At 64.1% G+C, this 25,119-nt stretch carries 23 protein-coding genes, 2 tRNA genes and 1 pseudogene; 11 read left to right on the top strand and 15 right to left on the bottom strand.

The features are described from left to right. Together cwsA and CKW46_RS02415 are read left to right on the top strand one after the other, a co-directional pair. Positions 1-429, top strand: a complete 429-nt coding sequence (cwsA, locus tag CKW46_RS02420; RefSeq protein WP_015353887.1) for a cell wall synthesis protein CwsA — start codon at positions 1-3, stop codon at positions 427-429. Between the two features lie 110 nt (positions 430-539). Continuing rightward, the gene (locus CKW46_RS02415; protein ID WP_015353886.1) at positions 540-1,301 is read left to right on the top strand and encodes a MerR family transcriptional regulator; all 762 of its coding nucleotides are present in this window, start codon (positions 540-542) and stop codon (positions 1,299-1,301) included. A gap of 27 nt (positions 1,302-1,328) precedes the next feature. Here the strand turns inward: CKW46_RS02415 and CKW46_RS02410 are convergent, their stop codons facing one another. The 10 genes and pseudogenes from CKW46_RS02410 to dnaA form a co-directional block, all read right to left on the bottom strand. Next, positions 1,329-2,168 (bottom strand): class I SAM-dependent methyltransferase, encoded by an 840-nt coding sequence (locus tag CKW46_RS02410; protein ID WP_015353885.1) that lies wholly within the window; start codon positions 2,166-2,168, stop codon positions 1,329-1,331. A gap of 136 nt (positions 2,169-2,304) precedes the next feature. Beyond that, positions 2,305-2,377, bottom strand: a tRNA-Ala gene (locus tag CKW46_RS02405). Between the two features lie 163 nt (positions 2,378-2,540). After that, positions 2,541-2,614, bottom strand: a tRNA-Ile gene (locus CKW46_RS02400). A gap of 60 nt (positions 2,615-2,674) precedes the next feature. Beyond that, entirely contained in the window at positions 2,675-3,577 is a 903-nt protein-coding gene (locus CKW46_RS02395; RefSeq protein WP_482052754.1) for a DUF3566 domain-containing protein, read from the bottom strand. An 83-nt stretch (positions 3,578-3,660) separates the two neighbouring features. Beyond that, positions 3,661-6,180 (bottom strand): DNA gyrase subunit A, encoded by a 2,520-nt coding sequence (gene gyrA / locus CKW46_RS02390; protein WP_482052753.1) that lies wholly within the window; start codon positions 6,178-6,180, stop codon positions 3,661-3,663. A gap of 39 nt (positions 6,181-6,219) precedes the next feature. Next, positions 6,220-8,253 (bottom strand): DNA topoisomerase (ATP-hydrolyzing) subunit B, encoded by a 2,034-nt coding sequence (gene gyrB, locus CKW46_RS02385; protein ID WP_036427061.1) that lies wholly within the window; start codon positions 8,251-8,253, stop codon positions 6,220-6,222. A gap of 254 nt (positions 8,254-8,507) precedes the next feature. Next, on the bottom strand, positions 8,508-9,008 hold the full coding sequence (locus CKW46_RS02380; protein ID WP_252872664.1) for a DUF721 family protein: 501 nt from the start codon (positions 9,006-9,008) through the stop codon (positions 8,508-8,510). Positions 9,009-9,067: 59 nt separating this feature from the next. Next, positions 9,068-10,225 carry a DNA replication/repair protein RecF gene (gene recF / locus CKW46_RS02375; RefSeq protein ID WP_041298578.1) on the bottom strand — a complete coding sequence of 386 codons (1,158 nt, stop codon included), beginning with the start codon at positions 10,223-10,225 and terminating at the stop codon, positions 9,068-9,070. 20 nt (positions 10,226-10,245) lie between these two features. Continuing rightward, positions 10,246-11,454: a DNA polymerase III subunit beta gene (gene dnaN / locus CKW46_RS02370; RefSeq protein WP_015353880.1), complete on the bottom strand. Its 1,209-nt coding sequence runs from the start codon at positions 11,452-11,454 to the stop codon at positions 10,246-10,248. Between the two features lie 539 nt (positions 11,455-11,993). After that, a pseudogene (gene dnaA, locus CKW46_RS02365) lies at positions 11,994-13,525 on the bottom strand (chromosomal replication initiator protein DnaA). Positions 13,526-14,056: 531 nt separating this feature from the next. Here dnaA and rpmH point away from each other — a divergent pair. From rpmH to CKW46_RS02320, 9 genes are all read left to right on the top strand, one after another. Next, positions 14,057-14,200 (top strand): 50S ribosomal protein L34, encoded by a 144-nt coding sequence (rpmH, locus tag CKW46_RS02360; RefSeq protein ID WP_011742530.1) that lies wholly within the window; start codon positions 14,057-14,059, stop codon positions 14,198-14,200. A 23-nt stretch (positions 14,201-14,223) separates the two neighbouring features. Then, positions 14,224-14,586 (top strand): ribonuclease P protein component, encoded by a 363-nt coding sequence (rnpA, locus tag CKW46_RS02355; RefSeq protein ID WP_117437685.1) that lies wholly within the window; start codon positions 14,224-14,226, stop codon positions 14,584-14,586. Between the two features lie 26 nt (positions 14,587-14,612). After that, positions 14,613-14,921, top strand: a complete 309-nt coding sequence (gene yidD, locus CKW46_RS02350) for a membrane protein insertion efficiency factor YidD (RefSeq protein ID WP_011742528.1) — start codon at positions 14,613-14,615, stop codon at positions 14,919-14,921. After that, positions 14,905-16,020: a membrane protein insertase YidC gene (gene yidC / locus CKW46_RS02345; protein WP_015357733.1), complete on the top strand. Its 1,116-nt coding sequence runs from the start codon at positions 14,905-14,907 to the stop codon at positions 16,018-16,020. The genes yidD and yidC overlap by 17 nt, the downstream gene beginning before the upstream one ends. A gap of 113 nt (positions 16,021-16,133) precedes the next feature. Continuing rightward, entirely contained in the window at positions 16,134-16,682 is a 549-nt protein-coding gene (locus tag CKW46_RS02340; RefSeq protein WP_482052752.1) for a Jag family protein, read from the top strand. 152 nt (positions 16,683-16,834) lie between these two features. Next, positions 16,835-17,521: a 16S rRNA (guanine(527)-N(7))-methyltransferase RsmG gene (gene rsmG / locus CKW46_RS02335; RefSeq protein ID WP_482052751.1), complete on the top strand. Its 687-nt coding sequence runs from the start codon at positions 16,835-16,837 to the stop codon at positions 17,519-17,521. Beyond that, positions 17,518-18,651, top strand: a complete 1,134-nt coding sequence (locus tag CKW46_RS02330) for a ParA family protein (RefSeq protein WP_243706817.1) — start codon at positions 17,518-17,520, stop codon at positions 18,649-18,651. Before rsmG ends, CKW46_RS02330 begins: the two co-directional genes overlap by 4 nt. Further along, positions 18,648-19,631 carry a ParB/RepB/Spo0J family partition protein gene (locus CKW46_RS02325; RefSeq protein ID WP_015357729.1) on the top strand — a complete coding sequence of 328 codons (984 nt, stop codon included), beginning with the start codon at positions 18,648-18,650 and terminating at the stop codon, positions 19,629-19,631. The genes CKW46_RS02330 and CKW46_RS02325 overlap by 4 nt, the downstream gene beginning before the upstream one ends. 470 nt (positions 19,632-20,101) lie before the next feature. Next, on the top strand, positions 20,102-20,833 hold the full coding sequence (locus tag CKW46_RS02320; RefSeq protein WP_020727089.1) for a hypothetical protein: 732 nt from the start codon (positions 20,102-20,104) through the stop codon (positions 20,831-20,833). Between the two features lie 39 nt (positions 20,834-20,872). Here CKW46_RS02320 and CKW46_RS02315 read toward each other — a convergent pair whose 3' ends face one another. The 5 genes from CKW46_RS02315 to sigM form a co-directional block, all read right to left on the bottom strand. Next, the gene (locus CKW46_RS02315; RefSeq protein WP_117437681.1) at positions 20,873-22,093 is read right to left on the bottom strand and encodes an N-acetylmuramoyl-L-alanine amidase; all 1,221 of its coding nucleotides are present in this window, start codon (positions 22,091-22,093) and stop codon (positions 20,873-20,875) included. A gap of 131 nt (positions 22,094-22,224) precedes the next feature. Further along, positions 22,225-22,578 carry a thioredoxin gene (gene trxA, locus CKW46_RS02310; RefSeq protein WP_015357726.1) on the bottom strand — a complete coding sequence of 118 codons (354 nt, stop codon included), beginning with the start codon at positions 22,576-22,578 and terminating at the stop codon, positions 22,225-22,227. Next, positions 22,575-23,573: a thioredoxin-disulfide reductase gene (trxB, locus tag CKW46_RS02305; protein WP_015357725.1), complete on the bottom strand. Its 999-nt coding sequence runs from the start codon at positions 23,571-23,573 to the stop codon at positions 22,575-22,577. The genes trxA and trxB overlap by 4 nt, the downstream gene beginning before the upstream one ends. Positions 23,574-23,662: 89 nt before the next feature. Continuing rightward, on the bottom strand, positions 23,663-24,412 hold the full coding sequence (locus tag CKW46_RS02300; RefSeq protein ID WP_482052750.1) for an RsmA family anti-sigma factor: 750 nt from the start codon (positions 24,410-24,412) through the stop codon (positions 23,663-23,665). A gap of 75 nt (positions 24,413-24,487) precedes the next feature. After that, positions 24,488-25,075 (bottom strand): RNA polymerase sigma factor SigM, encoded by a 588-nt coding sequence (gene sigM, locus CKW46_RS02295; RefSeq protein WP_482052749.1) that lies wholly within the window; start codon positions 25,073-25,075, stop codon positions 24,488-24,490. Positions 25,076-25,119: the final 44 nt, after the last annotated feature.

Raw genomic sequence — 25,119 nt, 5'->3', positions numbered from 1 at the left:
ATGAGAGAGCAGGCGGAAGCACGGTTGACGCCACGGGAGCGACTGACCCGCGGGCTGACCTACACGGCGGTGGGGCCGGTGGATGTGACCCGAGGTGTTGTGGGACTCGGGGTGCACTCTGCGCAGTCGACCGCGTCGGAGCTTCGCCGCCGGTACCCCCAGGGCCGCTTGGCCCGCGAGGTTGCCGCCGCTCAGGAAGCGATTGCCCAGGAGCTGGCCGCCGCTCAAGAAGTGGTCGCCAATCTGCCCCAGGTGATTCAGGAGGCCCGGCGCAAGCAGGGCCGCAGTAAGCGTCCCTGGGTGATTGCCGGGGCGGTCACCGTGGTTGTCGTGGCCGGCGGTGCGGTGGCATTCACCGTGGTGCGCCGTTCGTCGCAGCCCGAGCCGTCCCCGCGCCCACCCAGCGTTGACGTCCAGCCGCGTCCCTAGGACTCGCTTAGCGTGCCCATGGACTCGGGCAACTAGGCCGCCTATCACGACGGCTTGACCCTCACGCGACGTGAGGCGCCAACCTGATCGACGTGACGCAGGAGACGCCGGTGGACGGACTCACCGTGGGCCAGGTCGCGGAGCGATTCGGCATCACGGTGCGCACGCTTCACCACTATGACGAAATCGGGTTGTTGATCCCGAGTCGACGTGCGGCCTCGGGTTACCGGGTTTACACGTCGGCGGACCTGACGCGCCTGTCCCAGGTCATCGTCTACCGCCGACTCGAGCTGCTGCTCGACGAGATCGCGCGGCTGCTCGACGAGGGCAATGCGGTCAGCCACCTGGTTCGTCAGCGCGAACGCGTCATGGCGCGACTCGATGAGATGAAGGACCTCGTCGAGGCAATCGATCTGGCATTGGAGAAAGCCATGACCAACACCCCCATGACCGACGACGACATGCGCGAACTCTTCGGTGACGGCTTCGACGACTACCGGGTCGAGACCGAGCAGAAGTGGGGCGAGACCGCGGAGTGGAAGGAATCCCAACGCCGCACCAAGTCCTACGGCAAGGACGAGTGGGTTCGGATCAAGGCCGAGGGCCAAGCCATTGAGAAGGCCTTGTCCGACGCCTTCCGCGCTGGGCTGCCGGCCGACTCCGAGGAGGCTATGAACGCGGCGGAGCAACACCGCCGCCACGTGAATCGCTGGTTCTACGACTGCCCGCCGGCCTTTCACCGCAACCTGGGCGACATGTACGTGAGCGACCCCAGGTACATCGCCACCTACGACGAATCATTCGGGTTGCCGGGGGTCGCGGCCTACTGTCGCGAGGCCATTCACGCCAACGCGAACCGGGCCGGCGGCTGACGTGACCGGCCCGTCCTGGTCGCGGTGCTAGCCGCTGTGCGGGGTGCGGGTCCACGCTCCGACCTCGGAGCGTCCGATAACCGTCGCACCCAGATCGCTGACCTCCTCGAGCAGCCGCTGCGTCAGCGTTTCAATACCGACCTCGGTCGCGGTCGCCACACCCTGGGCCTGGATGGTCGGCAGCAGCGTCTCAACCAGATCGGCGAGGGCTTGTAGCCACACCGCGGCCGCACGCCCGGCCCCGATGAAGGTCCGCATGGTCAACGTCGGTGCCGGTAGCCCGGCACCGGTGAAGGCGTTGTGTAGGCGGTCGGCCATGTCCCAGGAGGTGTGGGTGCGGTCCAACGCCTCGCGGATCCAGTGACAGCAGCGGTCGTGGGTGGGCGCCGGTGGCGACGAGCGGACGGCACTCCAGTCCGGCTCGTGAAACGCCACGATCCCGCCAGACACCAGATGTTGAGACAGTCGGTGCAGCATGGCGGCGGGATCGGCCTGGAAGGTCAGGACGTAGCGGCCCACAATCGCATCGAATGGCCGCTCGAAGCTCAAGTCGGCGGGGTCACCCAGCCGGAAGCGAACGGTTTCGGATAGCCCCCGCGCCGCCGCGGTCGCCGATGCCGCGCTCACCGCGCCGGCCGCCCGGTCCGTTCCGACCACCTCGCCGCCGGGCATCGTCAGCTCCGAGGCGAGAAACGCGACGTCTCCGGGACCGCTGCCCACATCGAGCACCCGCATCCCGGGCTCAAGGCCCGCGGTGGCCAGGTACTCGCGCGTGGTCGCGTCCAGCAGGATGGCCTGGCGGCCCAGGCGGCCCAACTCGTAGTCCGAATGGCCCAGTACATAGTCGGGTCGGTTCACATTCACCACGATTGATCCTTGATTCGGTGATCGGGAGCAAATCCGCAACATTGCAGTGCGCGCATGGTCGGTGTGACGAGTTCGGCGCACAACGACCCTCATGCCGGGAAAGTGGGCGACCAGCCGAGGTCAGACAGATGATTTGTGGAGCCTAGGGGAATCGAACCCCTGACACCCGCCTTGCAAAGGCGGTGCTCTACCAACTGAGCTAAGGCCCCTCGTCGTGACCGGGTGGATAACCGGGTACGAATCCAGAATCCGGATCCGGCGCCACGTGCCAGACCTCGACGCTGCGCCGTGCCCGCACCGATGCTGCTACCACAGCAGTCGCTACCAGCAGCAACACGAGCGGCACGCTATGTCTTGATGGGCACATGGTCGTGGGCCTAGGAGGACTCGAACCTCCGACCTCTTCGTTATCAGCGAAGCGCTCTAACCGCCTGAGCTATAGGCCCGTATTGCGCATACGGCCAAGCGACGAGATTACCGCAATGGGTGCCCGACTCCCAAAACCGCTAGTCGCGATCGGCCAGGGTGACCTCGATACCGCCGATCAGATCGGTCGCCAGGTTGTAGATAAATGCCGCGATGGTGGCCATCGCCGTCATCAAAACGATGTTCACCAAGCCGATCAGCACGGCACCGCCGAAGATGGTTCCGCTGGAGACCAGCTCCGCGCTACTGCCGCTGGTGTTGTTCAGCAGGTCGCCGACGTTGCTGTTGAGCTTGGCCCACACGCCCATACCGCCCAGAACCAGGTACAGGAAGGCCACCGCGATCATCCAGATGAAGAACAGCGCCACCGAGAGCAGCCCCGACACCTTCAGCGTGCTCCACGGATCGATCCGTCGGATCTGCATGCTGGCCCGTACCGGGCCGCGCGCCGCCCGCCGAGACGACACCTGGAAGCGCGATTCCCGCGATTCCCGGGCTTCGGCGGCCGCCGACCGTGCCGCACCGGCCATCGGATGGGCCCCGGAATTGTCCGCCCCACGATCGGGGGCGGGCTTGCGCTGCACGGGTCGGGGAGCCGGTCCGGACAGATCGGGCAGTTCGCTGGCGTAGACCTCCGCCGGGAGGTTCTCGCCACGCACCGGTGGGGCTTCGGCCTCCGGCGGCGGGGCCTTGACCGAAGCCGGCCCGCCGGCCGGCGCCGACGTACCGGAGATGAAGCGGCTCAGCCGAGCGTCGGCGGCCGACGTCGGACCGGGCACCCGCCCCTCACCGGACTGTTCGGGTGGGCGTGGCCCCGGGTTTCCCGGTCGCGCCGCGCCCCGCTGCCAGGGCGGTGAATCCGCTGGATCGGGTAGCCGGCCGGGCCCCGTCCCCGCCCGGTGTACGCCGGAACGGTCGACCGCGGCGTCCCCATTGAAGTTGTCGCCCATATTGGGGGCGCCTGGATCGTTCGGTGAGGTCACCCGGACTCCTAACGTATGTACCCAGGTCGCTGAGTCTAATGGCCCCACGCTTTGCCCCAGGGCGGGTGTACCCCGCCCCGGCCCTAGTTGCTGGACTCGTCGGTGTCGGTTGCTTCCGCGACAGCTTCGTCGGCGTTTTCTTCAGCGTTGCGGGCGATGGCCAACAGCGTGTCACCCTCGCCGAGGTTCATCAACCGAACGCCCTTGGTCTGCCGTCCCGCCTTGCGGACCTGGCGAGCCGCGGTACGGATGACACCGCCACCGGAGGTGATCGCGTAGAGCTCGCTGTCGTCATCGACGATCAGCGCGCCGACCAGCCGGCCACGCCGGCGGTCGTACATGATGGTCAGCACGCCCTTGCCGCCGCGGCCCTGGACCGGATACTCCTCGATCCCAGTGCGTTTGGCGTAGCCGCCCGCCGTGGCCACCAGCAAGTAGGTGCCCTCTCGGACCACATTCAGCGACAGCAGCCGGTCATCGGCGTTGAACCGCATGCCCTGCACGCCGGAGGTGGCCCGGCCCATCGGCCGCAGCGCCTCGTCGGTCGCCGAGAACCGAATCGACTGACCGTTCGCCGAGACCAGCAACAGGTCTTCCTCGGACGAACACAGCACGGCGCCAACGAGTTCGTCTTCACCGCGCAGGTTGATCGCCACGATCCCCCCGGAGCGGTTGGAGTCGAAGTCGGTCAACTTGGATTTCTTGACCAACCCGTTCTGGGTGGCCAGCACCAAGTAGGGCGCGTCCTCATAGCTCTTGATCTGGATCACCTGGGCGATGCGTTCCTCGGGCTGGAATGCCAACAGGTTCGCCACGTGCTGCCCACGCGCGGTGCGTAACGCCTCGGGCAGTTCGTAGGCCTTGGCCCGATAGACCCGGCCCTGGGTGGTGAAGAACAAGATCCAGTCATGCGTTGAGCAGACGAAGAAGTGTCGGACGATGTCGTCTTGCTTGAGACCGGCACCCTGCACGCCCTTGCCGCCGCGCTTCTGGCTGCGGTACAGGTCGGTCTTGGTCCGCTTGGCGTAGCCGGTTTCGGTGATCGTGACGACGACGTCCTCGCGGGCGATCAAGTCCTCATCGCTCACGTCGCCGTCGGCGGCGATGATCCGGGTACGACGGTCGTCGCCGTGCTTGTCGACGATCTCGGCGAGTTCGTCCCGCACGATGGCGCGCTGGCGTTCCGGTTTGGCCAGGATGTCTTCCAGATCGGCGATCTCGGCCTCGATCTTGGCCAGATCGTCGACGATGCGCTGGCGTTCCAGGGCGGCCAGCCGCCGCAGCTGCATGTCCAGGATGGCCTGGGCCTGGATCTCGTCGATGTCGAGCAACTCGATCAGGCCGGCGCGGGCGATGTCGACCGTCTGCGACGCCCGGATCAGTGCGATCACCTCGTCGAGCGCGTCCAGCGCCTTGACCAGACCGCGCAGAATGTGGGCCCGCTCATTTGCTTTTCGCAGCCGGTAGGTGGTGCGTCGGATGATCACGTCGAGTTGGTGTTCGACGTAGTAGCGGATCATCTGGTCCAGACGCAGGGTGCGCGGTACGCCATCGACGATGGACAGCATGTTGGCGCCGAAGCTGGTCTGCATCTGGGTGTGCTTGTAGAGGTTGTTGAGGACCACCTTGGCCACGGCGTCGCGTTTGATCTCGACGACGATCCGCAGGCCCACCCGGTCGCTGGACTGATCCTCGATGTTGGAGATGCCGGCCAGTTTGCCGTCGCGAACCTGCTCGGCGATCGAGGTGATAAAGTTGTCGTGGTTGACCTGATACGGCAGCTCGGTGATGACCAGTGATGTCCGGCCGCGCGAATCTTCCTCTATCTCAACGACTCCGCGCATCCGGATGGAACCGCGACCGGTCTTGTAGGCATCGGAGATGCCTTGGGTACCGACGATCAGACCCGAGGTGGGGAAGTCGGGTCCCTTGACGCGGTCGGTGACCGCGGCCAGCGTCGCCTCTTCGTCGGCGTCGTGGTTTTCCAGGCACCAGAACACCGCTTCGGCGAGTTCACGCAAGTTGTGCGGCGGGATGTTGGTGGCCATGCCGACCGCGATGCCGCCGGACCCGTTGGCCAACAGGTTGGGGAACCGGCTGGGCAACACCGTCGGTTCCTGCACCCGACCGTCGTAGTTCGGGATGAAATCGACTGTCTCCTCGTCGATTTCACGCAACATTTCCATCGCCAGCGGGGTCAGGCGAGCCTCGGTGTACCGCATGGCGGCTGGCGGGTCATTACCCGGCGACCCAAAGTTACCCTGACCGTCGACCAGCGGGTAGCGCAGCGACCACGGCTGCGCCATCCGCACCAAGGTGTCATAGATCGACGCGTCACCGTGCGGGTGGTAGTTACCCATCGTTTCGGCGACCGAGCGCGCCGACTTGGCGTGACTGCGGTCCGGCCGGAACCCGGAGTCATACATGGCATAGAGCACACGGCGGTGTACCGGCTTGAGCCCGTCGCGGACTTCGGGCAGGGCCCGGCCGACGATGACGCTCATCGCGTAGTCGATGTAGCTGCGCTGCATCTCCTGCTGAATGTCGACCGGTTCTATCCGGTCACTAGCTTCACCACCAAGCGGCAGCGTCGTGTCTGTCATCTATTCCTCGTTTGCTCAGTCAAAACGCGGACTCGGGGTCTAAACGTCCAGGAACCGAACGTCTTTGGCATTACGGGTGATAAAGCTGCGGCGTGCATCGACGTCTTCGCCCATCAGAATGGAGAACAATTCGTCGGCGGCCGCCGCATCGTCGAGGGTCACCTGGCGCAGCACCCGAACCGATGGGTCCATCGTGGTTTCCCACAGCTCCTTGGCGTCCATCTCGCCCAGACCTTTGTAACGCTGAATGCCGTCTTCCTTGTTGATCTTCTTGCCGGCTTTGAGCCCAGCCTCGAGGAGGCCGTCGCGCTCCCGATCGGAGTAGGCGAACTCGGGTTCGGTGCGCTGCCACTTCAACTTGTACAGCGGCGGCTGTGCCAGGAACACGTGGCCGTTCTCGATCAGCGGACGCATGAAGCGGAACAACAGGGTCAACAACAACGTGGAGATGTGTTGGCCGTCGACGTCGGCGTCGGCCATCAAGACGATCTTGTGATAGCGCAGCTTCGAGAGGTCGAATTCGTCGTGAATACCGGTACCCAACGCGGTGATGATCGCCTGGACTTCAGTGTTTTTCAGGACTCGGTCGATGCGTGCCTTTTCGACATTGATGATCTTGCCGCGCAGCGGCAGGATCGCCTGGAACATCGAATCGCGGCCACTCTTTGCCGAGCCGCCGGCGGAGTCACCCTCCACCACATACAGTTCCGACTTGCGCGGATCTGTCGAGCGGCAGTCGGCCAACTTACCGGGCAGCCCACCGAGATCGGTTGCGCTCTTGCGCCGCACCAACTCTCGCGCCTTGCGCGCGGCGAGACGTGCCTGCGCCGAGGAGACCGCCTTGTTCACAATGGTTTTGGCTTCCGAAGGATTGGCCTCGAACCAGTGGGTGAGCTGTTCGTTGCAAACCTTCTGGACAAACGACTTGACCTCGGTGTTGCCCAGCTTGGTCTTTGTCTGACCCTCGAACTGCGGCTCTGCCACCCGCACCGAGATGACCGCGGCCAACCCCTCGCGGATGTCGTCACCGGTGAGGTTGGGGTCCTTGTCCTTGAGCAGCTTCTTGTCTTTGGCGTACTTGTTCACCACCGAGGTCAACGCACTGCGGAAGCCTTCTTCGTGCGTTCCACCCTCATGGGTGTTGATGGTGTTGGCGAAGGTGTGCACCGACTCGGAGTAGCCACCGTTCCACTGCATCGCGATTTCGACTTCGTGGCCGGAGCCCTTGCCCTCGAAGTCGACGATGCTCTGCTGAATAGGACTCTTGGTGCGGTTGATGTGCTTGACGAAATCGACCAAACCGCCGGGATAGTGGAAGGTGCGGCTCTTGACCTTGTGCGGCGCGGTCGATTCGGCGGCCTTCTCCTGGGCGGACTTTGGTGCTTCGGCGGTATCACTGACGACGTCGTCGACGACCTCGTCCGGGGTGACCCGCTCGTCGGTGAGATTGATGGTCAGGCCCTTGTTGAGGAACGCCATCTCCTGCAGGCGCCGCGCCACCGTCTCGAAGTCGTATTCGGTGGTCTCAAAGATGTCCGGGTCGGCCCAGAACCGGATGGTGGTTCCGGTCTTCTTGGTTGCCTCGCCCTGTTTGAGGGTGCCCGGCTGGGCGCGGTCGTAGAACTGCGACCACTCGTATCCGTCGCGCTTGATGTCGACTTCCAGTCGGGTGGACAGCGCGTTGACCACCGACACACCCACGCCGTGCAGACCACCACTGACGTTGTAACCACTGTTCTCGCCGCCGAACTTGCCGCCGGCGTGCAGTTGGGTCATGACGACGTCGACGGTCGGGGCGCCGGTGGCGTGCATCGCGACCGGAATGCCTCGGCCGTTGTCAGCGACCTCGACACTGCCGTCATCGAGCAGCCGCACGTTCACCTGGGTGGCGTAGCCGGCCATCGCCTCGTCCACCGAGTTGTCGACGACCTCCCACACCAGGTGGTGCAGACCGCGCTCACCGGTGGACCCGATGTACATACCGGGGCGTTTACGGACGGCCTCGAGGCCTTCGAGAACGGTGATCGCCGAAGCGCCGTAGTCGTCTTGTGCCTTCTTCTTCTGGGCAGCCACGGTCCGAATGTTCTCCTCGGGGTTGGATGCGCGCGGTCCAGTCACCGCAGCAGTCACTCCTCCACTCTACCGTGAGTGGTTGTCCGCACCGATTCTCTGGGCGCGTTTCTACCTATCTAACTGCGCCGTGCGCTCGATATCTTGCTTCCCGATGCGTCCCGACGTTGGAGATGCGGGTCCATCTCGTCCTAGCCGATCTGAGACCTCCATGGCCGTGGACTCGATTCGAGGGGTCGCATTTGTCCGCGTGGGACCTAGCCGTAGGTGTCGCGAGGGCCTCTACCAGCGATGTGTCGGGGCCCTTTGCGCCACGACGGACTGGCCGGGCCGGTGATCTTGAGCGAGGTCACCATGCCGTTGCCCACCGCTGCGGCGATCTTGGCCAACAGTTGTGATTGCATGATCCGCAACTGTGTCGCCCACGCCGTTGATTCGGCCGTCACACTCAACACACCCTCATTGAGCGCCGTGGGCGTTGCGTGATCGGCGATCTGCGCGCCGACCACTTGACTCCACTGACCCAGCACGGTGCCTTCCGCGACGTGACCGGACCACCCGCGCTTTTTCGCCAAGTCGCGCGTCAGCTTACCCAGCGGTTGCGGATCCCTGGTGTCCGGCCCGGGTCCTGACCAACTACGGCGTCGCCCCGCCACACGTCGCGGCGCGGGCCCCGCGGCGAAACCTCGCCCCGGGTCTTGGCCACGGGCGCGCGCTGCCGCCCGCGCTTCGGCCAAAGCACGCCGCACCAAGTCCATGCCGGGCAATTCGTCACGTGCTGCGCCGTCACCGGGCCCGGGCTGTTCGCCGTCACCGTTCACGACTGCACCGCCGATACCCGGCCGTCGGCACTGTCACGCAGATCGATATGCACCTTGCGAGCATCCCAGCCCGAAGGGATGTCTTCGAGCACCGCCGCGGTTACCAAGACTTGTTCGGCCGACTCGGCGACCCTTGCCAAAGCCGTGCGACGGGCGGCATCGAGCTCAGCGAACACATCGTCGAGTAACAAGACCGGTTCGCTACCGTCGGCGCGCAGCAGCGCAAAGGCCGCCAATCGCAGCGCCACCGCCATTGACCATGACTCCCCATGGCTGGCAAAGCCCTTTGCCGGCTGGTCGCCGAGACGCAATTCCAAGTCGTCACGGTGCGGACCCACCAGACACACACCCCGCTCCAACTCGGCATCACGGCGCGCGGCCAACGCCGCCAACAACCCTTCTTCCAGGGTGACACGATCCGGCGCGGCGTCGTCGGCAGCCACGAATGCATCCATGCTGGCTCGATACGCGATCGCCGCTGACCGCGACTCCGGCGCCAGCAGCTGATATGCCTTCTCCACTTCCGGTTCCAGTAGACGCACCAAATCAATGCGGGCCGCCATCAGTTCCGCACCATGTTGCGCCAGCCGGCTGTCCCATACATCTAAGGTGTCCAACGCGCCGCGGTCTCCCCGAAACCGTGCTCCTGAAACGGATTTCAGCAATGCGGTGCGCTGCCGCAGCACCTTGTCGTAGTCGGCACGCACGCCGGCAATGGTCGGTCGGCGCAACGTCGCCAAGTCATCGAGGTAGCGGCGACGATCCGCCGGGTCCCCACTCACCAAGGCCAGATCTTCGGGGGCAAACAACACCGCCCGCAAAACACCGATCACCTCGCGCGTGCTGCGCACCGGTGATCGATTCAACCGCGCCTTGTTAGCACGGCCTGCGGCGATCTCCAGATCCACCGCACATTCTCGACCGTCATTGACCACGATCGTCGAGATCACCGCTCGGTCGGCACCCGCGCGGATCAACGGCGCGTCGGTACCGACCCGGTGCGACCCCAATGTGGCCGAATACCACAGCGCCTCAATGATATTGGTCTTGCCAAATCCGTTCGGACCGACGAACACCGTTCGTCCGGGCCCCAGTTCAAGATCCGCGTGCGCCCACGAACGGAAATCACGCAATCCCAAATGCCGGACGTACACCTATTTCGGCACCATGGTGGTCAGCCCGGCAACCGAACCGGCATCAACAGATAGACGTAGTCGGTCGGCACCGCCGCGAAGGGACCTTGATCCCCGGGACCGCTGACAATCCGGTCCTCAGCGGACGCTGGCCGCAACAGCGCCGGCTTGCCAGGCGTGGTGAAACCGAACGACACCCGCTCGGAATGCAACGAGGCCAACCCGTCGATCAGATATGTCGGGTTGAACGCGATGGTCAAGGGTTGACCCGCGAACTCAACGGCAATGTCTTCTTCGGCCCGTCCGACGTCATCGGCTCCGGCCGAAAGCCGCAACATTCCATCGGCGAACTCCATGCGCACCTGGGCGCCGCGGTCGGCCACCAAGGCGACCAGCTTGATCGCCTCGGTCAGCTCAGCCACATCGGCGCTGGCCACCGCGGTGTGTTCGGCCGGCAACAGCTGACGGAACTTGGGAAACTCCGCGTCAAGGAGCCGCGTGGTGCTGCGCTTGCCGTCACCGCTGATACCCAGCAGGCCGTCCTTGCCAACCCCCATACCGGCGCCCAACGACAACCGGACTTCCGAACCATCGGTGTTGGCTTTGGCCGCCTCGCCCAGGGTCTTGGCCGGCACCAACACCGCCGCCTCGATGTCCGGGGACAACGCATTCCAGGTCAACTCGCGAACTGCCAGGCGGAACCGGTCGGTGGCCGCCAAAACCACTTTCTCGCCTGAGATCTCTACACGAATACCGGTCAACATGGGCAAGGTGTCATCACGACCTGCGGCGATGGCGACCTGACCGATCGCCTCGGAGAACAGCTCGGCGGGCAGCGTGCCGGTGTCCTCGGGCAGTGTGGGCAGCGTCGGGTAATCCTCAACCGCCATCGTCGGAAGTGAAAACCTGGCGTTCCCACAGGTCAGCGCGACGCGGTTACCGTCGACGTAGAAGTCGACCGGCTTGTTCGGCAGTGCCCGGGTAATGTCGGACAGCAATCGCCCTGATACCAAAACCGTTCCAGGAGAAGCAATTTCGGCGGGAACCCGGACTTCTGCGGAAACCTCGTAGTCAAAACCCGAGATGGTCAGCCCCTCGTCGGAGCCGGTCAACAACACCCCCGACAGCACCGGCACCGCAGGCCTGGTGGTCAAGTTTTTTGCGACCCACGACACCGCATCGGCGAAGGACTCGCGCACCAAACGAAATTTCAAGTCGGTGAGACCAGCTCGTGTCGTAGCCGCGTCCATTGCGTCCCTTCACCTAACAGTGAGTTCAAAACCCGTAAATCCATGAGCCGACTTTGCCGCCGGCAGGTGGGACTGACCGCTTCGTACGTCAGTGGCGTGTAGTTACACGAAGACGTCCGCAACGACAGTCGAACACCAACCGTAGAGCTTCAAGCCCGAACTTGAAAGCTCGCTGTCAGTGACGACAAGTCAGCCGACACGCGCTGCGATGCGGCGCTGTGTAGCGGATGTCCCCAACGCTGTTCTTCAAAGAACAATCATCGAAGAGATCTCAATAACAGTAATAAGGGGTGTTAATTCTGGGGACAGCCGGGTCTTGACGCAGCTAGAGGACCGGTGGGGCTGTGGATCACGCTGCGGGTGGCTGTGTGGTCTGTGTTGGCCTGTTGGGGATGGGACGGGCGGTGTGCACTCCAGTCCGAAAATTACATGAATGTCTGCAGCCGTTTGTGCACAGGACTACACACACCGGCGTCGTGTAACTCGTGTGACTAACGTGAGAGAAGTTTTTTGCAGAAATTACTGGAGCTGGCCGCGGATCAGTGCTTGGAGCGCTGCCGAATGCGGGTGGTGAGCTCCTTGACGTGATCGAAGACCTCACGGCGCTCGGCCATTTCGGACAGGATCTTGCGCTGGGCGTACATGACCGTGGTGTGGTCGCGCCCGAATGCCTGGCCGATCTTGGGTAGTGACAGGTCAGTGAGCTCCCGGCACAGGTACATAGCGATCTGTCGCGACTGAGCTAGCGCTCGGGTCTTGCCAGGGCCGCGGAGCTCTTCGACCGTGGTGTCGAAGTATTCGGCGGTGGCAGCCATGATGGTGGCCGCGCTGATTTGCATGGTGCCGGCGTCGGCGATCAGATCACGCAGCACGATCTCGGCAAGTGCCTTGTCGATGGGGGTCTTGTTCAACGAGGCAAACGCGGTGACACGGATGAGCGCACCCTCGAGTTCGCGAATGTTGCGTTCGATGCTGCTGGCGATCAGTTCTAGGACATCGTCGGGCACCGCGAGTCGCTCCATCTGCGCCTTCTTGCGCAAGATCGCGATGCGGGTTTCCAGCTCGGGGGGTTGAACGTCGGTGATCAGTCCCCACTCGAACCGGGTTCTGAGCCGGTCTTCGAGAGTGGCCAGCTGTTTGGGCGGCCGGTCCGAGGAGATCACGATCTGCTTGTTCGCGTTGTGCAACGTGTTGAAGGTGTGGAAGAACTCTTCCTGGATACCTTCTTTGCCTTCGATGAACTGGATGTCATCGACGAGCAATACGTCGACGTCGCGGTAACTGCGTTTGAAGGCGACTTTGCGGTCATCACGCAGCGAGTTGATGAAGTCGTTGGTGAATTCCTCGGTGGACACGTATTTGACGCGCATGCCCGGGAACAAACGCTGTGCGTAGTTCCCCGCGGCGTGCAGCAGGTGTGTTTTGCCCAGTCCGGACTCGCCCCAGATGAAAAGTGGGTTGTAGGCACGGGCGGGTGCCTCGGCGATCGCCAGAGTGGCCGCGTGCGCGAATCGGTTGGAGGCTCCGATGACGAAGGTGTCGAACGTGTAGCGGCGGTTGAGGCTGGTACCGCCGGCGCTAGCGCTGGTATCAGTGTCGGTTGAGCGCTTCTTGAAGTGCGTCGGCCAGCTTTGCCGCGAATTTGGCGCGTTTTCGCCAAAGTCATCGATCTCGTCGGAGACTTCTTGTGACGTTTCTGGTGACGCTTCGAGGCCGGGGTCCTCGACCGCGGCGGCCACCGAATCGTCATCATCGTCGGCGGGCGGCGGGGCGATGCGGACGCCGAGCTGGATCTGTTGTCCAAGCCGACGGCTCAGCGCTGCGGTGATCGGGGTGCGCAGGTGGCGTTCGATCTCGTTTTGCACAAAGCTGCTCGGGACCGACAGCAGAGCAAACCCCTCAACGATGGTGAGCGGTTGGACGAGGTTCAACCAAGCTCTTTGCTGGGGGTTAGTGGACTGGTCAAAGTGGTGCCGGTGCCGGCATCACCATCAGTGTTGGGTTCTCCGTTGAGCTCAGCGACGACGGCATTCCACACTGCGGCGAAACCGGAACCGGGGTCATTGGTCAACGACGCATCTCCCTGATCCGACATAGCAGTGGAATTATGGGCCACACTATCCACACCGTTATGCACAGGTGCGGAAAGGACGACCAATGGCGGGCCACAGCCTATCGGCAACGGCTCGCGATCTCCGCGCTGCGTACAACCAAGCGGTTGTCTGGGCAGCTAGTTGATCCGCCATCCTCGCTTCATTGTCGGCCGCCGTTTCAATCCGAAAACAGCACTGCCCGAAGCTAACAGTTTTCGGTGCGGCTGCCAACAGTTCTCTGGTATTCGGTTGAGGGTTGGCTGTGAGGGTGGTTTTGTGACTCAGATTTGGCGGTCGATTCGGTTCAGGGTGGGTCTATTGAGGCTGGCGAGGTTTGACCAGGAGAAGGCTCGTCAGTACCCTCAAACAGTCGCCCGAAAGTAGGCGATGCGGCTGCGACCTGAATCTTGTATTGAGGGACCGCGCCGGCCAGTAGCGAGACCACCTCCGGCCGACAGTGAGGATGTTGGCGGCCGGTTGGTTATGCCAGAGACACCGAGGAGAATGTCGTGGCCAAGGGCAAGCGGACCTTCCAGCCGAACAACCGGCGGCGAGCCCGCGTTCACGGCTTCCGTCTGCGGATGCGGACCCGCGCTGGGAGGGCCATTGTTACTGGTCGGCGCCGTAAGGGCCGCCGTGCATTAACTGCCTGATCGCAGCGCCGGGTTTCCCAGCGGTGCTGTCCGCACGCAACCGCATGAGGCGGTCGACTGAGTTTGACGCGACGGTCAGACAAGGGGTGCGCACCGTGCAGCCCGACGTCATCGTTCACGTCCGTCGGGCCAAGGAATGCGCTGCAAACAGCAGCCCCCGGGTTGGGCTGATCATCGCCAAGTCCGTGGGTACAGCAGTGGAACGTCACCGAGTTGCGCGTCGACTGCGACATGTGGCCCGTCCGATGCTGATGAACCTTCATCCGTGCGATCGAGTTGTGATTCGTGCGTTGCCGAGCAGCCGCCACGTGTCCTCGGCATGGCTGGAGCAGCAACTGCGTAGCGGATTGCAACGGGCGTTCGAATCGGCGTGTGCCGACCGGTGACCTCGTTGGCATCGAGTGGCCCAGGCATGGTGAGAACCAGCGGCCGGTTGGCAGCGCGCGGACTCATTTATGTGATCGAGCTTTATCGGCACATGGTCTCGCCGTTGCGGCCGGCCTCGTGTCGTTTTATCCCAACCTGCAGTCAGTACGCGGTGGATGCGCTTTCCGAGTACGGACTGATTCGGGGCAGTTGGCTGACGGTCGCCCGACTCGCAAAGTGTGGGCCGTGGCACCAAGGGGGTTGGGATCCGATACCGGAGCGCCAGGGTTGCCGGGCCGACGAGGCTGGGTGCAGTCCCGCGGTGAAGCAAGGGGAGAGTGAGTTTTTTGTTTGATTTTTTCAGCCTCGACTTCGTCTACTACCCGGTGTCGTGGATCATGTGGGTTTGGTACAAGCTGTTCGCTTTGGTGCTAGGCCCCTCGAACTTCTTCGCCTGGGCGCTGTCGGTGATGTTCTTGGTCTTCACATTGCGCGCCCTGCTGTACAAGCCGTTCGTGCGCCAGATCCGGACCACGCGGCAAATGCAGGAGCTGCAGCCACAGATCAAGGCGTTGCAGAAGAAGTACGGCAAGGATCGCCAGCGCATGGCGCTCGAGATGCAGAAGCTGCAACGGGAGCACGGGTTCAACCCGATCCTGGGCTGTCTGCCGATGCTTGCGCAGATTCCGGTGTTCTTGGGGCTTTACCACGTGTTGCGTTCGTTCAATCGGACAACGGGTGGGTTCGGTCAGCCGCACTTATCAGTGGTGGAGAACCGGCTCACCGGAAACTATGTCTTCACCCCGACCGATGTGGGCCACTTCCTGGACGCGAACCTGTTCGGCGCGCCGATCGGTGCCTCGATGACGCAGCGAGGCGGGCTGGACGCGTTCGTCGATTTCAGTCGGCCCGCGGTGATCGCGGTGGGTGTTCCGGTGATGGTTCTGGCCGGTGTCGCAACCTACTTCAACAGTCGGGCCTCGGTCGCTCGGCAGAGTCCCGAGGCGGCCGCTAACCCGCAGACCGCGATGATGAACAAACTGGCTCTCTACGTCTTTCCGCTGGGCGTGGTTGTCGGTGGGCCGTTTCTTCCGCTGGCCATAATCTTGTACTGGTTCTCGAACAACATCTGGACGTTCGGTCAACAGCACTACGTCTTCAGCATGATCGAGAAAGAGGAAGAGGCGAAAAAGCAGGAGGCCTTGGAGCGGCGGGCGGCCAACGCTCCCGCGCCGGGAGCCAAGCCGAAGCGCACACCCAAAGCGGTGGCGGGCAGCAATGGATCGCCAGCGGAGTCAGAGGACGTCTCGGACACCGACGCGACCGAGACTTCGGGCGAGGAAGCTCCGTCCGGCGACACCAAGCGGGACAAGCCGAACTCGACCGCGCGCAACAGCTCGCCAACCAATCGAACTCCGCGCCCGGGTGTGCGGCCCAAAAAACGTAAACGGTAACCGTAGGCGCGCCAGCGCCGTCGGCTCAGCCGGAGCACCGGTGCTGAGCCACTAGAGAAAAGACCCCGCGAATTTTCGCGACCACCAACCCGTGACTGAGGGGAGATAGGGCTATGACCGAGGCTGACATCACCGAACTGGAAAGTGACGTGGCAGAGAAGACACCGCCGGCCGATGGCGCCGCCGAGGGAGACGACCTCGAGGAGCGTTTGGTCGCCGAGGGCGAGATCGCCGGTGACTACTTGGAAGAGTTGTTGGACCTGCTCGACTTCGATGGGGATATCGATCTGGACGTCGAGGGCAGCCGTGCGGTGGTGAGCATCGACGGTGGCAACGACCTGAACAAGTTGGTAGGCCGTGGGGGAGAGGTCCTGGATGCGCTCCAAGAACTCACCCGGCTGGCGGTGCACCAGAAGACGGGTGTGCGCAGCCGCCTGATGCTCGACATCGCCAGCTGGCGGCGCAAGCGTCGCGAGGAGTTGGCGGCGCTGGGCGACAAGGTGGCGCGTCGGGTGGCCGACAGCGGTGAACGCGAGGAGCTGTCGCCGATGACCCCGTTCGAGCGCAAGATCGTGCACGACGCGGTGGCGGCGGTGCCGGGTGTGCACAGCGAAAGTGAAGGCATCGAGCCGGCACGGCGCGTCGTCCTTCTGCGCGACTGATCCGTAAGCGGATCGGGACCCTGCCGTAACGGGTGCCGATCGAGTTACGGCGATGTAGTTATTGCGGTTGCGGTCTGTTGGGTGCAAGAAGAGCGGAGAATGTTTCACGTGAAACATGGCCCGACTCACGAGCCGGCCGAGAGTTCGGAGCGATGACACAGCCCCTCGATGATGCCGCGTCGGCGATTTTCGGACCGCGCCTCGAGCTCGCCCAACGTTATGCCGATTGGCTGGCCACCGCCGGTGTCGAGCGGGGATTGCTCGGACCGCGTGAGGTGGACCGGCTCTGGGAACGTCACGTCTTGAACTCCGCGGTGATCGGTGAACTTCAGGATCACGGCGAACGCGTCGTAGACATCGGAAGCGGGGCGGGTCTGCCGGGCCTACCGTTGGCGATAGCCCGCCCCGACCTCCAGGTCGTCTTGCTGGAGCCAATGCTGCGGCGCGTCGAATTTTTGCAGGAGGTCGTCACAGACCTCGGTTTGGCCGTGGAAGTCGTGCGAGGCCGCGCGGAGGAACGGTCGGTGCGAGAGCGCCTCGGCGGCAGTGATGCCGCGGTTTCGAGAGCGGTGGCCGCGTTGGACAAACTGACGAAGTGGAGTATGCCGTTGTTGAAGCGGGAGGGGCGAATGCTGGCGATCAAAGGGGAGCGAGCTCCCGATGAAGTGCGCGAGCACCGGCGTGTAATGGAGTCGTTGGGTGCCGCGGATGTCAGGGTAGTGCCATGTGGCGCGAACTACTTGCAACCGCCCGCAACCGTGGTGGTAGCCCGACGCGGGGACACCCGTGGGCCCAACCGACGGGTCTCTCCCCGGCGAACGGGGAGAGCACCGGCATGAGGCTATTACGAATTCCCGTGCCCGGTGCGGGAGGCTCCGCGGCGGCGAAGGTTGACGCTGAACCCGGCGGTCCCGCCGGGGTGGACAAGGGATCGGACGCCGCTACCGGGACACCGGCTGGTGTCGCCACGGGCGAGGCCGATGCGGCGGAAGCGGTGGAGGCGACCGGGCCGGACGCGGACGGGGTAGCGTCCGCGGCGGAATCGGCGGACAATCCGACGGTGAATGTTTCACGTGAAACATCGAGTGAGTTTGATACCCCGATCGGCGCTGCCGCCGAGCGAGCGATGCGGGTCTTGCATACGACCCATGACCCCCTGAAACCGCCGCATCAACGCCGGGTCTTCACCATCGCCAACCAGAAGGGGGGCGTCGGCAAGACCACCACCGCCGTCAACCTCGCGGCGGCCCTGGCGATCCAAGGACTCAAGACACTGGTTATCGATCTCGACCCGCAGGGTAACGCGAGCACCGCACTCGGGATCACCGATCGTCAGTCGGGCACCCCATCGTCATACGAGGTGCTGATTGGTGAAGTCTCATTACGCGAGGCGCTACGGCGTAGCCCACACAGCGACCGACTCTTCTGTGTACCGGCCACTATCGATCTAGCCGGCGCGGAGATCGAGTTGGTAAGCATGGTCGCGCGCGAGAATCGCTTGCGCAACGCTCTGGCCGAGCTCGACCAATTCGACTTTGACTACGTCTTTGTGGACTGCCCGCCATCGTTGGGCCTGCTGACAATCAACGCGCTTGTGGCGGCCCCGGAGGTCCTGATCCCGATCCAGTGCGAGTACTACGCACTGGAAGGCGTCTCGCAGCTGATGCGCAACATCGAGATGGTGAAGGCTCACCTCAATCCGGACCTGGAAGTCACCACCGTCATTTTGACGATGTACGACGGGCGGACGAAACTGGCCGACCAGGTGGCCGAAGAAGTCCGCAGCTACTTCGGCGACAAGGTCCTTCGCACCGTCATACCGCGCAGCGTCAAAGTCTCCGAAGCGCCGGGCTACAGCATGACGATCATCGATTACGACCCCGGCTCGCGCGGGGCGATGAGTTACCTCGATGCCAGCCGCGAACTCGCTCAGCGTGATCGACCACAGACCGGGAAGGAACGGGCATGACGCAGCCTTCGCGCAGAAAGGGCGGCCTCGGACGGGGACTGGCCTCGCTGATACCCACCGGCCCCGCCGAAGGCGAATCCGGCGCGCAAGGCTTTGGACCCCGGATGGGTTCGGCCGCCGCCGATGTCGTTATCGGTGGCCCCGTCGCGGATGCCGCGGCGATGGGCGCGGTGTACCGAGAGATTGCGCCGGGGGATATCGAGGCGAACCCCCGCCAGCCGCGGCAGGTCTTTGATGAAGAAGCGCTCTCGGAATTGGTGCATTCCATCCGCGAGTTCGGCCTCTTACAGCCGATCGTGGTGCGCACGGTCGACGGAGCGCAAAGCGGTGCGCCCTACCAGATCGTCATGGGGGAGCGGAGGTGGCGAGCGGCTCAAGAGGCGGGGCTGGCAACCATCCCGGCCATCGTGCGGGAAACCGGCGATGACAACCTGCTGCGCGATGCTCTGCTGGAAAACATCCACCGGGTACAGCTGAATCCCTTGGAGGAAGCCGCCGCATATCAACAACTTCTCGATGAGTTTGGCGTCACCCACGATGAGCTGGCCGCCCGGATCGGCCGCTCTCGGCCGCTGATCACCAACATGATCCGGTTGCTGAAATTGCCGATCCCGGTCCAGCGGCGAGTGGCTGCGGGCGTGCTGTCCGCGGGGCATGCCCGCGCACTGCTATCGCTGGAGGCCGGCCCGGAGGCTCAGGAAGAACTGGCAAGCCGGATCGTTGCGGAAGGACTCTCGGTGCGAGCCACCGAGGAGGCGGTGACTCTGGCCAACCGCAGCGACGCAAGCACCCCGACACCGCCGCGGCGTAAGCCGATCCAGATGCCGGGACTGCAAGACGTTGCTGACCGGCTGTCGAACGCCTTCGATACCCGGGTGACAGTCAGTCTTGGCAAACGTAAGGGCAAGATCGTGGTCGAGTTCGGGTCGGTGGACGACTTGCAACGAATCATTGGAATAATGACCGATGCCGAGGCGTGACCAGCCATAAGCGGTAATTACGTCACTGTGACACTGCGTCGGTCGCGACCGCAGAAAAATCCATCCTCGGAATCCAAACCGGGTGGAGAACTGCTGTGGCTCAGTCGAATTCGTGATTGGACCGGCTCTCGGACCAGCGCGGCGGAACCGCAGCCGAGTCCCGGCCGAGCGGCCGGCGTGGTTCGGGGGGGTCTGACGTTGGACTGGCCCGACACAAGCCCCGGGCGGTCTGGAGTGGCTAGGCCAACACTGGCCCCATCCCGGCCCACTCTCTTATTCTGGAGAGGTTGCCGTTGGCACATCAGCCGGGAGACAACTGGCTGTTGCTATCGCCGTGTGACAAGGCGAGCCACGGGGCGGTTCGCGGAGGAGCGGGGCTGCCGACATCGCCTTGCAACGACGCGGGCCGGCCGGCTTAGAAGAGGTGCAAGAAACGATTGCTGCAGTACCGCACGGAGGCCAGGAGACTAGTGTCTGCTCGTATTACAGCGCTGCGGCTCGAAGCCTTCGAGCAGCTTCCCAAGCATGCGCGCCGGTGCGTCTTCTGGGAAGTGGATCCCGCGACCCTGGGCAACAACGACCACCTCGCCGACCCGGAATTCGAAAAGGAAGCCTGGCTGTCGATGGTCATGTTGGAGTGGGGATCGTGCGGCCAGATCGCCACCGCAATCCCGGACGAGCGTAGCGACGCTGAACCGGCCTGTCTGGGCTATGTGTTTTACGCGCCGCCACGAGCGGTACCGCGGGCCCATCGCTTTCCGTCCGGGCCGGTGTCCGCCGACGCGATCCTGCTGACCTCGATGGGCATCGAGGCCGGCGAGGACACCGATGACCTGTCGCACAGTCTGATCGCCGGAGTCATCGACGAACTGGTGCGCCGCGGTGTGCGTGCCGTGGAGGCGTTCGGCCGCACCACCGCCGCCGCCGAGCTACAAGACTCGAATGCCGTCACCCCTGAGCTGCAACCGGTGCTGGCGGCTCTCGGTGACTGTTCGGTGGAGCACTGCATGCTGGACGCCGACTTCTTGATCGACGTGGGTTTTGTTGTGGTGGGGCCGCATCCGTACTTCCCTCGCTTGCGCCTCGAGTTGGACAAGGGCCTGGGGTGGAAGGCCGAAGTCGAGGCCGCGCTGGAACGGCTCTTGGAGAATGCTCAATTGCAGCAGCCGGTGGGAGCCGGCGCTGCGAGTTGCAGTCCGTAAGTAGACAGAACGCCAACGGTTCTGGCGGTATGGGCTGGCTTAGGAACCGCTGAGGCGGCTGGCTCGCTCCACGGACAGTTCGTGGGCCAGCAGCTCGGCGAATGTGAATGTGCCCGTGGGCCGGTCATTCTTGCCGAGCAAGTAGAGCCGCTTGACCGCGGCGAGAATACCTTCGGCGATGGCATCGCGGGTTTGTGTCGAGACCAGCAGCTCGTGATCGAGCGGGTTGGTGATGTAACCGATGTCGACCTGAACGGTAGGCATCCGGGTCAATCGCAACAGATCCCAGGTGCGTCCGTGTGTGCGGCAGTCCTGTAAGCTGGTGCGTGCCACAACTTCTCGCTGAATGAAGTCGGCGAGGTTGCGGCCGATGGTCGATACGGAACCGTGCGAATTACCGAAGTGAAAGGATGCGACACCGTTGGCCGAAACGCTGGTCTGAGTTTCGCAGCGCAGACTGATCATCAGGTCTGCACCAACGGCATTAGCGGTAGCGGCCCGCTCGGCATCCGACGGGCTGGTGTTCGCCGGCCGGGACAAGAAGGTCTCCATGCCGATTGCCGACATCCGGCCTTCAAGTCGACTTGCCAAGTCCCACAGCACGTCAGCTTCGCTGACCGGTCCGGCTTCACCGTGCGCGATCACGCCACGGTCGCTACCTCCGCGGCCCGGATCAATGATGATGCGCTTGCCCGACAGCTTGGGACCTGACCGGCGGACCAGTTCCTCTTCCCGAATCGCATGCGGTGAGCCACCGCTGACGCGTGAACTCAGAAAGTACAACGACCGCAACGTCTCTGGACCGCAGATACCGTCGGCGGACATCCCGTACTCGCGCTGGTAGGACATCAGCGCATTGTGGGTTTGCAGCCCGAAATATCCATCGACCAGCCCGGTGTAGAAACCCAGGTCCTGTAGGCGGGCCTGCAGCGTCGCGACGTCATCACCATAGAGCGGCGCACCGAACTGGTGATAGAGCGTGCGTGCACCGAGGCGATAGGAGGCCTCTCTGAGCGCTCGATAGGTTGCCTCACCGACGATGCCGTCGACAAGCAGTCCCCGATGTTGCTGGAAGGCGCGCACCGCGTGGTCGAGCTCAGGGTCGAACAGCTCGAGCGCGATGTGGCGCCCGGTGCTCAGGTCTTCGTCGGGATTGTCCAGCATGCCCAATGCGGCCAGTGCAGCCCGGATCTCCGCGACGGCGGCGCTGCGGTCACCACAGCGCAACGTGTCGCCGTCTTCGCGGCGCGGACTCGGCATACAAGGGCCCTCCGGGACTAGCGGACATCGCTGACAAGTGCACGACAATTAATTGGCATTGTCGCAGATCCTCGCCGATTTCGGGAAACACCAAGCCAGTCGGGGAGCCGTTTCGGTGGTGCGAACGACAGTTAGCCCAGGTTGGGAACCGCGTCGGATAGCTCACGCAACAGCGCCGCTTTGCCCTTGGCCCCAACGATGCGTTTCACCGGCTCGCCGTCTTTGAACAGGATCATCGTCGGGATGGAGACGACCTGAAAATTGCGGGCCGTTTCCGGGTTGGCGTCCACGTCGAGCTTGGCCACGGTCAAATTGTCCGCACGCTCGGTAGCGATCTCTTCGAGCACCGGCGCCACCATCTTGCACGGCCCGCACCACGTTGCCCAAAAGTCCACCAGCACAGGCTTGTTGCTGGAAAGCACCTCGGTGGAGAAGGAGGCGTCTGACACCTCGATGGTGGCGCTGGACTTTTCGGAATCGGTCATTGCTGTGCTCCAATCAGCGTGTCGGTACTGTCAGCGTCTCCAGTTGCTTCATGTTCGGCCAGCCAACGCTCGGCGTCTATGGCCGCGGCGCACCCGCTGCCGGCGGCGGTGACCGCCTGCCGGTAGGTGCGGTCCACCAGGTCGCCGGCGGCGAAAACACCTTCCAGCGAGGTGCCGGTGGTGCGCCCGTTCACCAGCACGTAGCCATCGGGGTCGACGTCGACGGCGTCGCGCACCAGGCTCGATCGCGGTTCGTGCCCGATCGCGACGAACACGCCGGTTACCGGCAGGGTGGTTTCTTCCCCGGTGACGGTGTCGCGCAACTGCAGTCCGGTGACGGTCGTCTCCCCGTCCACCGCGAGGACGATCTTGTTGGTCAGGATGCGGATCTTGTCGTTGGCCTGGGCCCGATTGATCATGATCTTGGAGGCCCGGAACTCGTCACGACGGTGCACCAGGGTCACGCTGCGGGCGAACCGCGTGAGGAAGGTTGCCTCCTCCATCGCGGAGTCGCCGCCGCCGATCACCGCGATGTCCTGGTCGCGGAAGAAAAATCCGTCACAGGTGGCACAGGAACTCACTCCGCGTCCCAGCAGCTCCTGTTCGCCGGGCACGTGCAGGTAACGCGCGGCCGCGCCCATCGCCAAGATCACCGCGCGCGCCCGATGGGTCTCTCCGTCAGAGGTGACAACAGATTTGATCGGTCCATCCAGCGACACCGACTGGACGTCTTCCATGCGGAGGTCGGCGCCGAAACGGAGCGCCTGCTCGCGCATCTCGTCCATCAACTCCGGGCCGGTGATCCCTTCGCGAAAACCGGGATAGTTCTCCACTTCCGTCGTTGTCATCAGCGCGCCACCGAACGAGGTGCCCTCGAATACCAGCGGAGCCAGCTGAGCACGGGCGGTGTAGAGCGCCGCGGTGTATCCGGCGGGACCGGAGCCGATGACGATCACGTCGTGGATGGTGGCGTCAGCAGAAGAGTCGGTAGTCATACGGGCCTTTCGGGTACGGAGGCGATCACGACTATGAACGCAAGCGTAAGCACTGCTGTTCCCGCCCGCTGCGTCGCACCGGCATGCCGCTAGGAGTCGGGGAGTCGGGGCAGCGTGGTGCTGGCGAGCAGACCGGTGTCAGCCGCGCTGCAATTGAGCGCGACCGCATAGACCGCCAGATCGGCGGGGGCATCGCCGGCCAGCACCAGTAATACGCCTGGACGGGCATTGATGTCGACGGGCTGCGCGCCCAGGATCGGAGTGGATGCCGGGTAGCCGAGGCCGCTGAGGCAGGAGGCGCGTCGCGAGGGATCGGCAAACGGACCGTAGTCGGGGGCGCGCTGGAGCAGGTCGAGGACCTGGTCGTGTGAGAGCGGAATCACTGGAGGCGGCGTGGAAACTGTGATGTGCATCGCGGTGGGCGGGCCGCTTGGGGTCGGCCCGGGTGCGGTGATCAATGCGGCGGTACCGAGTCCAATCGCGGCGATGAGCGCGATCAGCCCGGCGATGCCGGCCAGGATCTTGTTCGAGTTGGGGCGGGGGCGCGCGGCGTGGGCGGCGGTGGGGCCACCCGACGTCGCGGACCGGACCGCATCGGTGATCCTGGTGGGGAGGTGCGGGGGAGGATCGCCCAACCCGGACGTGTCGGTGCCCGCCTGGGCGACGTCGCGGCGCACGCGTTGTAACGCTTCCAGGGTTGCCGCCGCCTGCGCGTCGGTGCGGATTCGGCGCAGGACTTGGGCGGCGGTTTCATCGTCGAGCAGACCGGCCTGCAGGTCGGCAAGGAGCTCGACGGTCAGCGCCGGGTCCGTGTCCGTTTCGTCCTCGGCCTCATTCATCCGCCCCAGTGTCCGCCATGGCGGGCCCGATGGCTACGGGCAGTCCCCGCCCGGCGGGTATCCGGGCCGGTCGGGCTAGTTCATGTCCACGGCGTTGATGTCGGCGTCGAGGTAGCTCAGCAGCCGCGCGAGCCGGGCCCGACCGCGGGCACAACGGCTCTTGACGGTGCCTTGGGCCACGCCCAAAAGCAATGCCGTGTCGCCGATCGAATACCCCTGCATATCGACGGCGACCACCGCGGCACGTTGCTCGACGGGAAGGCGCATCAGGGCGCGGCGCACCAGGATCGCTGTCTCGACACGGGTTGTCGCATCGGGCACCGGGTAGACATCTTCGAGTGGCACGGTTGGCCTGGACTTGGCCCGGCGCAGCCGGTCCAGGCAGGCATTGACGACGATGCGGTGCAGCCAACTGGTGACCGCCGCGTCCTGGCGAAACGAGCCGGCACAGTTGTGCACCGAGATCATCGCTTCCTGTAGGGCGTCCTCGGCGTCCTCCGGGGTTTGGCTGGTGAGCCGCGCCAGGTGGTAGAGCTGCCGATGATGGCGGCGAAACAGCTCCTCGAACGCGAGCTGTTCCCCGGCGACGAAAGCCGCCAACAACTCGGCATCGGTGCGCTGTCGCGCGGTGTCCCTGCGTTGCCGCTTGCCCCCGAAAGCCACGGGCGGACATTAACCAATGCCGGGCCGTCGAGCACTTCACCCCG

Source organism: Mycobacterium liflandii (assembly GCF_022354805.1).
In the GTDB taxonomy this organism is placed as follows: Bacteria; Actinomycetota; Actinomycetes; order Mycobacteriales; family Mycobacteriaceae; genus Mycobacterium; species Mycobacterium marinum.
The sequence above is the reverse complement of the archived record's forward strand: the minus strand, read 5'-3'. Positions and strand labels throughout refer to the sequence as shown.

Excerpts from the sequence above, each read along its gene's own strand:
- yidD (WP_011742528.1), top strand. The coding sequence starts at position 14,613 with ATGGTGAGAACCAGCGGCCGGTTGGCAGCGCGCGGACTCATTTATGTG.
- CKW46_RS02325 (WP_015357729.1), top strand. The coding sequence starts at position 18,648 with ATGACGCAGCCTTCGCGCAGAAAGGGCGGCCTCGGACGGGGACTGGCC.
- CKW46_RS02340 (WP_482052752.1), top strand. The coding sequence starts at position 16,134 with ATGACCGAGGCTGACATCACCGAACTGGAAAGTGACGTGGCAGAGAAG.
- CKW46_RS02315 (WP_117437681.1), bottom strand. The coding sequence starts at position 22,093 with ATGCCGAGTCCGCGCCGCGAAGACGGCGACACGTTGCGCTGTGGTGAC.
- trxB (WP_015357725.1), bottom strand. The coding sequence starts at position 23,573 with ATGACTACCGACTCTTCTGCTGACGCCACCATCCACGACGTGATCGTC.
- rsmG (WP_482052751.1), top strand. The coding sequence starts at position 16,835 with ATGACACAGCCCCTCGATGATGCCGCGTCGGCGATTTTCGGACCGCGC.
- trxA (WP_015357726.1), bottom strand. The coding sequence starts at position 22,578 with ATGACCGATTCCGAAAAGTCCAGCGCCACCATCGAGGTGTCAGACGCC.
- dnaN (WP_015353880.1), bottom strand. The coding sequence starts at position 11,454 with ATGGACGCGGCTACGACACGAGCTGGTCTCACCGACTTGAAATTTCGT.
- CKW46_RS02330 (WP_243706817.1), top strand. The coding sequence starts at position 17,518 with ATGAGGCTATTACGAATTCCCGTGCCCGGTGCGGGAGGCTCCGCGGCG.
- CKW46_RS02300 (WP_482052750.1), bottom strand. The coding sequence starts at position 24,412 with ATGAATGAGGCCGAGGACGAAACGGACACGGACCCGGCGCTGACCGTC.
- CKW46_RS02380 (WP_252872664.1), bottom strand. The coding sequence starts at position 9,008 with ATGGACTTGGTGCGGCGTGCTTTGGCCGAAGCGCGGGCGGCAGCGCGC.
- cwsA (WP_015353887.1), top strand. The coding sequence starts at position 1 with ATGAGAGAGCAGGCGGAAGCACGGTTGACGCCACGGGAGCGACTGACC.
- gyrA (WP_482052753.1), bottom strand. The coding sequence starts at position 6,180 with ATGACAGACACGACGCTGCCGCTTGGTGGTGAAGCTAGTGACCGGATA.